This window comes from Paenibacillus taichungensis (genome assembly GCF_050994985.1).
Taxonomy (GTDB): Bacteria; Bacillota; Bacilli; order Paenibacillales; family Paenibacillaceae; genus Paenibacillus; species Paenibacillus taichungensis.
Genome location: NZ_CP194720.1, coordinates 5,656,462 through 5,669,905 on the forward strand (window position 1 = coordinate 5,656,462; position 13,444 = coordinate 5,669,905).

A 13,444-nucleotide genomic window follows, 5' to 3' on the forward strand; every position below is an offset into this window, starting at 1 on the left:
AGAAGCTATTCAGAGATTCCCCTCTGAATGGCTTTCTTTTTTGGTATGATAAAGACAGAACTGTGGAACCGGACAGGAGGAAAATGATGTGATTCAATTATTAGTTGTCGATGATCATGTAGTTGTACGCTCCGGGCTGATCGCCCTGCTCGACGGAAAGAATGATATACATATTGTTGGAGATGCAGCCGATGGCGATGAAGCTATTGCCAAAGCACAAGAACTGAAGCCGGATGTGGTCTTAATGGATTTCAGCATGCCGCCAGGCAAAGACGGTCTGACCGCTACTGCTGAACTGAAGAAATTGATGCCGGATGTCTCCATTTTGATCCTGACCATGCATGACGATGAAGAATATCTGTTCCGCGCTATCCACGCGGGAGCATCCGGATATATTCTCAAAAGTGCGCCGCATGAAGAATTGCTTGCCGCTATTCGTTCTGTAGCAGAGGGTAGCGCCTATCTGTACCCAAGTGCGACCAAGCGGCTGATGAGTGAATACCTGGACAAAGCGAAGCAGGAGAACGCCGGTCCGTACGACACGTTATCTGAGCGGGAGAAAGAGATTTTGTCCTGGATTGCCAAGGGTTACGCCAACAAGGAAATCGCTGAACATCTGGTGATTAGTGTCAAAACGGTCGAATCCCACAAAAGCAATCTGATGGAGAAGCTCGGCCTTCGAACCAGACCGGAACTGGTGAAGTTTGCGATGAAAAAGGGGTTGCTGAACTTTGAGTAGCACACGAAAAAACAGACTTAGCGGATTTGCCGACCAACCTGTGCGTCAGTTATTAGAGGAAATCGACAGTCACATTACAGATAATGAATTCCGCAGCAGACTGAAAGGCTCCCTGCATCAGCTCAGTGATCTGAAGTTTGCCCTGGATGAGTCGTCCATTGTAGCCCTCACGGACCGCAAAGGAAAAATCCAGTATGTAAACGATAAGTTCTGCGAAATTTCACAATATAATCGGGAAGAATTGATCGGTCAGGATCATCGGATCATTAATTCGGGTTATCACGGCAAGAACTTTATGAAAAACCTGTGGGAAACGATCTCTTCCGGACGAGTGTGGAACGGAGAGATTCGTAACCGTGCCAGAGATGGCAGCCATTATTGGGTGAATACAACCATTGTGCCTTTTCTCGATAACGATGGTGAGCCCTATCAGTATTTGGCTGTTCGTAGTGAGGTAACCAAGTTGAAGCGGGTCGAAGCCGAGTTACAGACGATGATGACCCAGGTCATGAACATCCAGGAAGAGGAACGGCGTCGCATCTCACGCGAGCTGCATGACGGCATTGGACAGAGTCTCTTCTCCCTTGTCATTCAGATGGATCGTCTGCTGGCCGACCAACCGCATTCTGGTGTGGAAGCACTGCGAAAACAAGTTACGGGCATTATGGAGGATGTACGCGGCATGGCATGGGAGTTGAGACCCTCCGTACTGGATGACCTTGGTGTCGTTCCGGCCATTCGCACGTATATCGAGAACTATACCCGGCACTACGGGATTGAAGTGGAGCTGGAATGTAATCTGCGAAAACGGCTGGAGATGAACCGGGAGATCGCCATGTATCGCATTATCCAGGAGGCGTTAACCAATGTAGCCAAGTATGCCGATGTGTCAGAAGCTCATGTGACGGTGGAAGATTCGGAAGAGGCAACCGTTGTGAGAATAGAGGACCGAGGCGCAGGGTTCAACAGTACGACGGCTGGTAACGGCGTTGGTCTATTTAGCATGGAGGAGCGAGCTCGTGGAGCCGGAGGTACACTTGTAGTATCTTCAGAGCCTGGCGAAGGAACTGTTGTTACCTTTTGTCTACCCAAAACTGTTCATTAAGTCGCTTCAACCTGTACTTTATATAGAAGACTGTTTACGGATGTGCTCCGTGAACAGTCTCTTTTTCGATCCATGCCTGTATCCTGCTCCCATTCATCATCTCTATTGGTAAAAATGACAAAATGAAAGCTTTGAATCGGATAAATTCAACATTTACAATAAATATATTGACTCCAATTACGATTCGTCATTAAAATATGAATGCTGCATACAAATTGTACGTAGATCCTATCAAGATTTTTTATTCTATATAGTTAACAAAAAGGATGGTCAATCATGTCAGAGAAACGCTCCTCCAAAGGGGTAGAAATCCCGCAAATGCACAATCTGGATGCAATCGATCGTAAAATCATTGCCGCCCTTCACCAAAATAGCCGGATATCCTACACCGATCTGGGTGCACAGATCGGTTTGTCCCGCGTGGCCGTTCAGGCCCGCATTAATGCTTTATCCGAAAAGGGAATCATTGAACGCTTCACCGTGGTTATCAATCCGGGCAAAGTTGGACTCCAGGTCTCTGCCTTTTTCAATGTCGATGTAGAACCGTTATTTCTGGATGAAGTGGCCGCGAAACTGGACGAAGAACCCGCAGTAACCAGCCTCTATCATATGACAGGCCCGAGTACCCTGCACATGCATGGTATTTTTGCAGATATGGAAGAGATGGAGCAGTTCCTGCTGGAGAAGCTCTACAAGATGCCCGGCATCGTCAAGGTAGAATCACAGCTGTTGTTAAAACGATATAAAAGCCGAATGGGCATGAGACTCTAGGAGGAAATCAGCATGAGTTGGAAAGATTACAACGGTCTCGTCATTGGGATGGTACGAACCGGAATTTTGGGATATGGCGGTGGCCCCTCGGTTATTCCGCTGATCCGTTATGAAGCCGTTACCCGCTATAAGTGGGTGAGCGATGATGAGTTTGGCGAGATTTTGGCCATTGCCAACGCTCTGCCTGGTCCCATTGCTACCAAGATGGCCGCGTATCTCGGGTATAAAACGAAGGGCGTGCTGGGTGCTATTGTGTCCGTCCTGGCCCATATTTTGCCGACGAGCATCGCCATCATTGCGCTGCTTGGTTCCATGTACGCGCTGCGCGAATCGAAAATCGTAGCAGGCATGGTCGCAGCTGTTCGCCCGGTCATTTTTGTTATGCTCGGCATGATGGCATACGAATTCGCCAAGAAAGCATGGAAGGGACTCGGTACAACCTTTGCCGCCCTGTTCGGTGTCCTTGCCTTTGTACTGCTGCAGCTGCTGGATATTCACCCCGGTATTGTGATTGCCGTCTTCCTCGGATATGGCGTCTTCCATCTGGATGTGGTCCAGCGTTTCAAATCCAAACGCGATTCCGACAAGGGGGTGTCCTAAGCGATGCTTCAGACATGGTGGGAATTGTTTTGGGGATTTTTTGTAGCCAATATCTTGGGATACGGGGGCGGCCCTGCCTCCATTCCATTAATGCAGGAGGAAGTCGTCAACCACTACAAATGGATGACCACCGAGCAATTCGGTGATGTACTGGCCATCGGCAATGCTCTTCCCGGTCCAATTGCGACCAAAATTGCCGCATTTGTCGGTTATCAGGTAGCTGGCTGGTTTGGCGCATTTATCGCCAGTTTTGCCACAGTTGTACCTTCGGCTGTCGCGTTAATTCTGCTGCTTCGTTTACTGAACAAGCATCGTACTTCACCAAAGGTGAAAGGGATGACGCTGCTCGTACAACCGGTTATTGCTGTACTTATGATCTTACTTACATGGGAATTCGGTCAGGTATCCACTAATTCCATCGGCATTTGGCAGACATTGATCATTGCAGGGATCTCGCTTTGGGTCATGACCAAGACTAAGCTGCATCCAGCCATCCTCATCGTCATTGCTTTTGCATACGGAGCGCTGGTTCTGTCTCATACGATGTAATTCATTGATTATTTAGATTCGGTGAACTCCTTGGAACAATGTGTTTTTATATCCAAAGTGGATATATGCACATGTTTCAGGGCGTTTCTTTTTTGTATTGCTAGTTCTCTTGTATTTTTCCCATTAAAAAAACGGTGATGCCAGCATTTAAGCTGTCATCACCGCACATAGAATTGCTTGTTTTATCTTCGTACTTGAAGATATTATTTCGCTTCAACGACTACAGTCACTTTGGTTTTCACACCTGCATAAGTCACGGTAATGGTTGCTTTACCCTTACCATTAGCCTGAATGATGCCATCTTTCACCGATGCTGTCGCAATACGGGAAGATTTCCACAGTGCCGGCTTGGATACGTTCGCTTCGCTGCCATCGGCATACGTTGCTGTAGCAACCAGGGTTGCTTTGTCACCAGGCTTCATGGTCAGGGTTACTTTATCGGTTTGCAAATATTTCAGTGTATCTACATCGACTGCAATCGTTACCGTCTTGCTGCCGTACTTCGCTGTAATTTTTGCTTTACCTGAACCTGTCGCTTTTACTTTACCTTTGGTTACCTGAGCTACTTTGTAGCTATTGGTTTTCCATTCCGCTTTGTCCGTGACATCACGCTCACTGCCATCGCTCAGATATGCAGTAACCGTAAGATCAGCGGAATCACCGGTTTTCAGGGAAAGAGCCGGTTCGGATGCTTCAATGCGTGAAATAACGTCCACTTCAACCTGAATGGTCACTTTGTTGGAACCATATTCAGCCGTGATATTGGCTTTACCGCTGCTGTTCGCAGTGATAACCCCTTTTTTCACATCGGCTACGCGGGAGTTGCTTGATTTCCATGTTGCATCGGATGACACGTCTTTGGTCAAGCCATCTTCATCCGTTGCTGTGAGTACGATTTGCTGTGTTTCCTTGGAGGACAACACCACAAAGTTCACATCTGCCTCCAGCCCACTAGCCATGCCTACTTCAACAGGCAGAGTTAACGTTTTACCTTCAATTTTGGCTGTGATGGTTACTTTACCTGTTGCAATACCTGTCACGACACCTTTGCTGTCCACTTCAGCGAGTTTCTCACTGCTGCTGCTCCAATCCGCATCTTCGGACACATCTTTGGATGTATCACCGTATACGGCCAATACTTTCACAGACAATGTACCACCAACGGCTACAGAACCTTTTTTCTTGTCCATTTCATACTTGTCCGGAACATCTACATTCACTGTGAATTTAACGGTTTTGCCGCCGTATGCCGCAGTGATGGTTGCTGTTCCCGATTTATAAGCGATCAGCTCGCCGCCAGATACATATACAACATCCGCATTGCTGGATGTCCATGTTGCTTTGGAAGTTACGTCTTCTGTACTTGCATCAATATATTCTGCATTGGCTACCAGTTTCTTGGTTTTGTTATCACCTGTAACGCTCATAGCCAGTTTATCTTCGACACCCGCAATATCTAGATATCTTGCCGTATCAACATCCACAGTGATTTCCACTGTTTTGCCGCTATACGTTGCTTTGATTGTCGTAGAACCCGCACCAATCGCAGTGACTTGTCCCTTAAATACCGTCGCTACCTTCTCGTTGCTGGATGTCCATGTTGCTTGATCCGTTACATTCACATCAGCACTGCTCGGGTAAGAGGCAGTCAAGACTACATTTGCTGTTTTATTGGACTCACTCAAACGGAAGAAAATGCTCTGTTTCTCCACACTCAGTTTGCTTGTCAGATCGACATCCACATCTATGGATACGGATTTCGTTCCGTATTTGGCTGTGATCTTAGCAGAACCTGCGGAGTATCCTGTAATTTCACCTTTTAATGCATCTGCTACTTTTTCATTACTTGACGTCCACTCTGCCAGATCCGTTACATCTTTGGTTGTGCCATCTGGATAGGTGGCTGTCAATTTTACAGTTTCGCTTTTGTTCAAGAGCAGATTGACCTGCTTCTTGTCCACATCCACACGCTTAACAACCTCAACGTTAACATCCACAGTCACACTTTGACTGCCGACTTTACCTGTGATGACAGCTGTACCGGCGCTTTGTCCAGTAACTTTACCATTCACAACCGTTGCCACTTTCTCGTCATCGGATGACCATTCGGCTACTTTGGATGCATCTGCATTCGTCGTATTATCACTGTAAGTTGCTGTCAAAATAATGTCTTTGCTATCCCCTGTGCGCAAGTCCAGCGACTGTACGTTTTTGGATAGGGCTTTGACCTTTTTGGTTACATTCACTTGAACCGTTTGACTCTGAGACAGATACGAAGTTGTAATGGTTGCCGTACCTTCCTTTTTGGCAGTAATGGCACCATTATATACAGTCGCTATCGAAGTATCACTGCTACTCCATGAAGAACTGATTGTTACGTTAGCCGATGTATTATCGGTATATACTCCTGTCACCGTAACCGAACTGGAATCACCCACTTCGAGCGACAGCTCATTTTTGGAAACTACAATTTTGGACAGTTCTTTATCTGCCGCAGCGGCCAAGCCTACGTTGGAAATACTCAGCACCAATACCAGCATCATCACCATGTACTTGGTCAATCTTGGCTTTAACATCATTTCCCCCCGATTCTTATCATTTTGTTCCTTAGTTTAATGTCGGCAAGTTCTTTCCAGATGTTTAGACTTTCAGGGAATTTTCAGGGGAATTCGTGGGAATTCATTCATCCGATCTATCGATTTTCAAATGATTCATACCTGCAAATATTACGCATAACCTATGTATAGTCACTATTTTGAATTCATTTATATGATCGGGGGAGAAACATGAGTCAGCCTTTTGACTACAAAGGATATTGGGAACAAACGTATAGCTCAGGCGAGACATCCGGAAGGGGTTCGTATGGCGTATTGGCTGAATTCAAGGCAGAGGTGGTAAATGGACTGATTCAGCGTGAGGGTATTTCCAGCGTCATTGAATTTGGATGCGGGGATGGCAATCAACTGCAATATATGAATTATAATACGTATCTAGGTGTCGATGTAGCCGGCTCGTCGGTGCGTCTATGCGCCTCCAAGTTTGCTAACGATACCTCCAAGAGTTTCATGTTATATACACCCGGTCTGTGGATTAATCGCGGTTTCCTACAAGCTGATCTCACCGTCTGTCTGGACGTGCTCTATCATATTACGGATGAAACGGATTTTCGCAATACACTCTACGACATTCTGCACTCTACGTCAGAGTGGGTTGTGTTATACACACGTTTGAAAGAAAACGGTAATCCAGGGGTTAGCACCATTCAGGACCGAAATATTTTTGATTATCTGTTCGACTATCCCGAATTCAAAGTACATGAAATTATTCCTCAGCGATATCCCGACCAATCATCGGCCGACTTTGTCATCTTAAGACGCACACCCGGCATCGAAAATAAAACAGACTGATACCGAGGGTGTGCTCCGCCTCCAAAACAGGAATACCCTTTCCCACTAGGAGGCAGGCACACTCGAACGGCTGTATGGTGGGACGCATACTCATACCCCCCTCACGCATACTCGCCGCTTGAAATGTGACATTCCTGATTCCCTGATTCTCGTTTCTCTAAAATAAACCCGGACGCCCACGCAGCTTCGCCAGCGCCTCCATATAGAAATAATCGCCGTATATAATCGGCACATTTAAGCCACGACCCTCTGGATAATGCACAGTGCCCTGCATGATTAGACCTTCTTCCGCTGCCGTCTCACCGGAGCTGTAGTTCTCATGCAGCCCGCGAAGGATACGCTCTGCCGCAGCTGCATATTCCTCGCCGCGCGGCGACAGCTTCGCCAGCTCCAACAGTCCGCTTGCGGCAATCGCCGAAGCGGACGAGTCCCACGCCACCTGATGCTCGGCAGGTGCGCGGAAATCCCACACCGGCACGATTTCTTCGCCAAGCATGGCGAGGAAGAAATCGGCCGCCCGCTCCGCTGTCTCCAGATAGCGGGCTTCGCCCGTATACCGGAAAGACAGCGCAAACCCGTGCAACGCCCAGGCGGTACCCCGCGCCCAGGCGGAACCTGGCGCATGGCCCTGCCCGCCATGCTCCTGCAGCTTCTGCCCCGTGAGTGGATCGAACTCCACCACGTGGCAGATGGACCCGTCAGCGCGGACGAATTCGCGCGCCACGGTGTCCGCATGCGCTTCCGCCAGGCAGCGGAAGCGCGGGTCGCCGCTCTGCTCGGATGCCCAGTAGAGCAGCGGCAGGTTCATCATGCTGTCAATGATGGCTACGCCGCGCGTATCCATGGTTGACGAGCTGAAGTTCCAGGCGCGGATGAATTCACCGCGCACGTTAAAGCGGGCAGCAAGCAGATTGGCGGCGAGCATTCCCCGCCGCCGACCATCTGCGCTGCCGGTCTGGCGGTAGTTGGCTACGCCACTAAGCAGCCAGATGAACCCGAGATCGTGATCCACCGATTCGGGATCACGCAGACAACCTTCCAATTGCCGCTCACAACTTTCGGCAATGCGGGATAACGAAGCGACAGCTTCGTTTTCCGGTGACTCGCCATAGACAAGCCATAACAGCCCCGGCCAGAAGCCGGCGGTCCACCATTCGGGATCATTTCGGTCATATATGCCCTGCGGGGCCGTGTGCGGAAATGTATCCTTGATGCGCTGCGCGTTGCGAACCGTTTTGGCCGCTCCTTGCCGCCAGGCTTCCTCCAGCCATTTCACAGATGTTGATGTATTCATAAACCTATCCCTCCTCTAATTTGATACCCAATCTGATCGTAAACGTTATACTTCGCACGCCGCTCACTTCCATCCGTGCTTCCTTCAGCAGCCCATTGCGGGATGCCACCGGCTGTTGCTTGAGCTGAATGACGGCTCCTTCATCCAGCACGGTGGATTCCACATAAGCTCCCCGGTACTCGCTGCGCACAGCCTGCTTGGAATGAGTGATGACAGCCTGCTCACGGCCATCACTGAACATTAATGGAATGAGTGCTCCGACAGCCTCGAGCTCACCGTCGAATTCATATGTTACAGTAAGCAAATCCGCCTGCTGTACATATCTGGTACGCAGTGAATCGAGCCCGGTTAGTGGGCCGAGCCATGTCACTGTAAATGCATTGGTCTCATCCAGATGCTTCCCGTCATCTCCCCCTGGAGAGGCTGAATCATCTCGGACCTCTTGATCTAACGTTTCAAATAAAATCGAACCTCCGCCCTCGGCAGGATCAATCCCCGCATCCCGGTCATAATCAGCACCTGACGGAATACCCCCGGCAAGACTGTGCCAGTTCCCATCTGCCGTCTTCCAGACAGGACAATAGCTCAGCGGACCAACTTCCCCTTCCGCAAACTCCGTGAATCCGGATTGCACATGTCCAGCAGCAGAAGGACCGATCAGCCCTGGCAATCCCGCCTGTTGTACCCGCACAAGACCGGGAACCGTATATGGATCATTCATGGCGGTATGCAGAATCATTTGTTGACCTGGTACGGTGGCGATAATCGTTTCAAACCATCCATCGGCCTGCAATACACGGTTACCCACCTCGGAAGGAAGGTATATCTCCGTTACATCTTCACCAGGATCGCTAAGGCAGGCATGGGCCAGCGCTGCTGCCGTCCACAGATTATAACCCGTATGATTCGTATAGATTTCGTAGCCATGACGTGCCTCAGGTGCATACTCGTTGCGAACTATTTTCAGACGTCCATCATCCATCTTCCAACGCTCCACCGCTTCGAAACACCGATTGGCCGCACGAGCGAACGCTCCAGCCATCACCCGATCTCCAGCCTGTAAGGCCTGTGCTGCATGAGCAGAACATACGTAGGCTGCTGCCGCTTCATTCCATTGATGTTGGGAGCTGCGTCCACGCGGAGGAATCTCCCCCAGCGGTGACAGTGTAAGCAGGGTACTGAATGCACCATGACGTAATTGTTCCTTTAACTCACCAGCGCAGGCCCCGTCATATCCCGCTTCAAGCATGACATCCAGATGATAGCGGGTTGCAATATCATAGGAAAATGGACAATTCGGTCGGTCCAGCGGACCGTCCTGATATAGTCCAAGCGGCGTAAATCGTGGCAGATGATACAGATTCAGATAACGGTCCATCCAATCCCTACCCTCACTGGCGAGATGTTCCCTCAAGCGCAGATATTCTCCGGAGATCATGATGGCGTTCCAGTTGATCATGCGATTGGGATTGTTCATTTTGCTCATTGTAAAAACATAATCTTGTTCTGGCTGTATCTTCTTAAGAGCCTCTGCCCAGATCTTTGCTTGCTCAGGCATATGCGCCTTCAACAGGATGTAGGCTCTCATCATCAACACAGGGAAAAAGTCCGGATGATGATCCGGTGCACAACCCTTCACAACAACATCGATACTGTGTGATAGGGCCGATGCGGCCGAAGCAAGCAGGTCCATATGTCCCGCTTGAACAAGAACCGATGCAGCCATTGCATAAGCTGGTGTGGAATAATATCGCTCGACCTCCGAGAACGGATCGATAATGGCGCCGCTACTATCCTCGTAAGGGGTATAAGCCCGAACAACACTCTCCACAAGGGCCAATTTGCGAGCCTGATTCCAACCATCTGACGGGGCAGGTCCCGCCTCTTCCGCCAATTTACGGTACTTATCGAGTGCATCTTTCCATGGATACGTTGATGCGGCTGTATACTCACTCACGTATGCTCACCTCCATCTTTCACTTTGGTTCAATCGTGAACTTCAGCTCACACACCGTCTCCAGCAGATCGGTTTCATCACTTCCCGCACCGGAGTTATCCGACTGCTCTCGCCATTCAAGTGATGTCCGATAGAATGTAACTGGCACATTGCCATGATCAACCGTATTAATGATCTCTATATCCGCCTGCCACTGGTTTGCATCGTACGTCATACATACCGTTGCTCTCTCGCCATGCCATTGAATCTGCCCCTCTTGTACCTTCTCAGGTACCTTTCTGCTCATAAACCGCTCCGTCACACTCGGCCGTTGCAATTCTCCCACCGAATGTAACGTGCCTGATGAAGACGCCGCTCTGTTTTTCCATTGAAATCGATCCTTCAGACGAAGTTCTGCCACGCTCCCGACATCATTAACAGGAACGCTCCAATGCAGCTGGCGTGTATAACAAGCGAGCGAAGTTGCTTCAGGATAAGCTGCTGTCAGTTCCAAGCTGGCATCCAGTGTACGGTCATCGTCCGAAACCTTCGCCTCAAGAATCTGTGCTCGCGCCTCGCGCCCTGAGCTCTGCTCCTTCCCCTCAATCCGGGGCACGCTATGCCCGGACGAACTAATGTGAAACAACTGCTCTCTACCCGGAGCAAAATAGGCTTGTGTGTACAGCCCTGCTCCCGGATCACAAAGAATGTTTTCGCCACCACAATGGATCATAAATTGCCCAAGATCATTATGGTTATGGGGTTCATCGTTATGCCCTGCCTTGACGGAAAAAGCAATAGCTAGAGGTTCATCTCTGGTAAGATCTGAGCTTGGAGAATCATGTTCTCCCTTTCCAATCATCCAGCCCAAATCTTCGAAAATGATCACTCGTTCCGCGGGAACAGCCCGCACTTCTTGAAGGTACATTGCCGGACTGCTCCACATCACGTTACGCAGCAGGTGAGCCCAACGATGACAGGGATCATCGGTAAACAATGGAATATGAAACGGCAGATCCACCTGTATACCGAAACGAGATGCCAGAAGTGAGAGCAAACCCGAAGGAACCTCTTGCTGCTCCGCACTATCCGAATAATTCACGAAGGTTCCTCCTGACAGATGAACCCGTAGTGGGAAGGCTGCTATTGCCGCTATTTTCGAATCACTCAGCAGCAGATCCAACTTACCTTCACTGTATTCACGCAGCATGTCGGCATAATAGACGAAATAGCCGAACCCATACACCCAGTAACCAATGCCTTCTGCACAGCCGCCATCTATGCCATATCCACTCAGAAATGCCTGCATGGAACGAATCGTCTGACCAACCGATTCCGTCAGAATCGCTTCTTCTTCCAGCAGTAATAGTCCAGCCATGCCACAACATCCGCTGCACACAGCAGACCAGTTATGCTCTGCATCTTGCCAGTGATAGGTACGTTGTTCCCGATAGAGCGGTGTGAAGATGCGCCGCTCGGCCTCAGACCTAATCCGCTGGATGATACGTGGATCCAGTCGCTCCGCGTGAATCGTCACGATTTCGGCCAGCATATGTACCGTCTCCGCGGCAAACAGATCAATATTATCGTTGACCTGTTCCACTCCCCCCGAACCCAAATGTGCAGGCAAACACCATGTATACTCACCACATACATCCCACAACATATCTTCCAATGTCTCTATCCATCCCGATACATTTGAATCCACAGCAAGCAGCGCTATTGCCGCCAGACGTCCCCTGCGTTCAAAGTACGCATCCTCATACAACTTTCGTTCCCCTGTATCCCCAAACTTCCTATAAAGACCGAATGACAGCGAAGGCAAGCTTTCGTTCAGGGCACGCTCCCCATAGCTGCTCAGATCTGTGTAAAAAGAAGCTAGCTCTGGTTGCAATAATGCCTTTCCAATGGCCTCGATAGAGTAGATTGAGGGTGTTGAAGCAAGCAGAACCTGCTGGCTCCTCTTTCTGCCTAGTACCATCTGATGTACTGCCTGTTGAATGACCGTAGAATCCGGCATAGAGATGGAGCTGACCTTACTTTGATTGGTGTTTTCCATTGAATTCACCCTAATCTATATGGAATACGAAACCTTCATTATATGTAACCGATTTCATTTTACCGGATAATGCTGTACATTTGAAGAGTTATCCATCATAATCAACCAAATTAACCACACAATCCCTGCCCCAAATATAAAAAAAACGAAGAACCGATAGGTTCCTCGTTACATTCAGCTTGCTGCGCAAACTGGATATTTCTAATTCTATTAACCAATCGCAAGTGGAGAATTCTGTACAACGGACAGCCACTGACGTGCAATCAGCTCATGGCCGGCTGCGGTTGGATGCACACCATCCCATAACCAGTAGGCTGCGTCAGCCTGTTCAAGAGCATCGTTGAATGTTTGCTGCAAAGGTACCCAGACAGCACCGAACTCACTGGCGAGTTCACGGACCAGATTTTGATACTGCCCGATACGCTCCTGCCAAGTGTCCCAACGCTCCACTGTAGCTCCGGTTTTAAGAATGAACGGCTCCATTAAAACCAGCCCGGTATTCGGCATCACTTCGCGTGTCTCCTCCAGCAAATGACGATATGCACGTCCAAGACGATCCGTCACTCCACTGGGTTCTTCATTCACGGTACGCCATGCATCATTAACACCGATTAGAATGCTGATTAGATCCGGCTTCAAACTAAAAGTATCCTCGTTCCAGCGTGCATAGAGATCGGAAGCGCGGTCCCCGCTAATTCCTCTGTTATAGAACGTTGGCTGTTTGGCTGCCAGTTCCACACCCAGTTTGCTTGAGATCAGATACGCATAGCCATGCCCGAGAAAATGATTCGGATCATCATTGCGCGATCTTCCCCCGTCTGTAATGGAATCTCCCTGAAAAAGTATAACGGATGAATGTGTACTCATAATCAGAACCGTTCCTTCCTGTATGTAAAATGAAAACATCAACCCTTTAGTCTCCATTTTATCCCTTTCCGGCGCAATAGAAAATAGCGTTTTCAGAACGATAGTTATCAGTTAACT

Annotated in this window: 11 protein-coding genes; 6 read left to right on the forward strand and 5 right to left on the reverse strand. The window is 49.1% G+C overall.

Going from position 1 to position 13,444, the window contains the following annotated elements; all coding sequences use genetic code 11:
- The first annotated feature begins 88 nt into the window (after window positions 1–88).
- The 5 genes from ACR1R9_RS25470 (at window position 89) to ACR1R9_RS25490 (ending at window position 3,764) form a co-directional block, all read left to right on the forward strand.
- On the forward strand, window positions 89–739 hold the full coding sequence (locus ACR1R9_RS25470; RefSeq protein ID WP_053780067.1) for a response regulator: 651 nt from the start codon (window positions 89–91) through the stop codon (window positions 737–739).
- Window positions 732–1,844: a PAS domain-containing sensor histidine kinase gene (locus tag ACR1R9_RS25475; RefSeq protein WP_076290708.1), complete on the forward strand. Its 1,113-nt coding sequence runs from the start codon at window positions 732–734 to the stop codon at window positions 1,842–1,844. The genes ACR1R9_RS25470 and ACR1R9_RS25475 overlap by 8 nt, the downstream gene beginning before the upstream one ends.
- Before the next feature lie 276 nt (window positions 1,845–2,120).
- A complete protein-coding gene (locus ACR1R9_RS25480; RefSeq protein ID WP_064642788.1) occupies window positions 2,121–2,615 on the forward strand; it encodes an Lrp/AsnC family transcriptional regulator in 495 nt (164 codons plus the stop codon).
- Window positions 2,616–2,627: 12 nt separating this feature from the next.
- Window positions 2,628–3,215, forward strand: coding sequence for a chromate transporter (locus tag ACR1R9_RS25485; RefSeq protein WP_063566299.1), 588 nt, complete (start codon window positions 2,628–2,630; stop codon window positions 3,213–3,215).
- Window positions 3,216–3,218: 3 nt separating this feature from the next.
- Window positions 3,219–3,764 (forward strand): chromate transporter, encoded by a 546-nt coding sequence (locus ACR1R9_RS25490; RefSeq protein WP_053780063.1) that lies wholly within the window; start codon window positions 3,219–3,221, stop codon window positions 3,762–3,764.
- A 203-nt stretch (window positions 3,765–3,967) separates the two neighbouring features.
- On the opposite strand, the gene ACR1R9_RS25495 is transcribed toward ACR1R9_RS25490, so the two are convergent.
- Entirely contained in the window at window positions 3,968–6,307 is a 2,340-nt protein-coding gene (locus tag ACR1R9_RS25495; protein WP_433956401.1) for an Ig-like domain-containing protein, read from the reverse strand.
- 243 nt (window positions 6,308–6,550) lie between these two features.
- Here ACR1R9_RS25495 and ACR1R9_RS25500 point away from each other — a divergent pair, with 243 nt between their 5' ends.
- Window positions 6,551–7,171 (forward strand): class I SAM-dependent methyltransferase, encoded by a 621-nt coding sequence (locus ACR1R9_RS25500; RefSeq protein ID WP_076290710.1) that lies wholly within the window; start codon window positions 6,551–6,553, stop codon window positions 7,169–7,171.
- A 157-nt stretch (window positions 7,172–7,328) separates the two neighbouring features.
- Here ACR1R9_RS25500 and ACR1R9_RS25505 read toward each other — a convergent pair whose 3' ends face one another.
- The 4 genes from ACR1R9_RS25505 to ACR1R9_RS25520 all read right to left on the reverse strand — a co-directional run bounded on the left by ACR1R9_RS25505 (window position 7,329) and on the right by ACR1R9_RS25520 (window position 13,327).
- Window positions 7,329–8,465, reverse strand: coding sequence for a glycoside hydrolase family 88 protein (locus ACR1R9_RS25505; protein ID WP_433922387.1), 1,137 nt, complete (start codon window positions 8,463–8,465; stop codon window positions 7,329–7,331).
- A 4-nt stretch (window positions 8,466–8,469) separates the two neighbouring features.
- Window positions 8,470–10,422, reverse strand: a complete 1,953-nt coding sequence (locus tag ACR1R9_RS25510) for a glycosyl hydrolase (protein WP_433922386.1) — start codon at window positions 10,420–10,422, stop codon at window positions 8,470–8,472.
- 19 nt (window positions 10,423–10,441) lie between these two features.
- Window positions 10,442–12,460: a heparinase II/III domain-containing protein gene (locus ACR1R9_RS25515; RefSeq protein WP_433948864.1), complete on the reverse strand. Its 2,019-nt coding sequence runs from the start codon at window positions 12,458–12,460 to the stop codon at window positions 10,442–10,444.
- 210 nt (window positions 12,461–12,670) lie between these two features.
- Window positions 12,671–13,327 carry an SGNH/GDSL hydrolase family protein gene (locus ACR1R9_RS25520; protein WP_433922383.1) on the reverse strand — a complete coding sequence of 219 codons (657 nt, stop codon included), beginning with the start codon at window positions 13,325–13,327 and terminating at the stop codon, window positions 12,671–12,673.
- Window positions 13,328–13,444 lie beyond the last annotated feature (117 nt).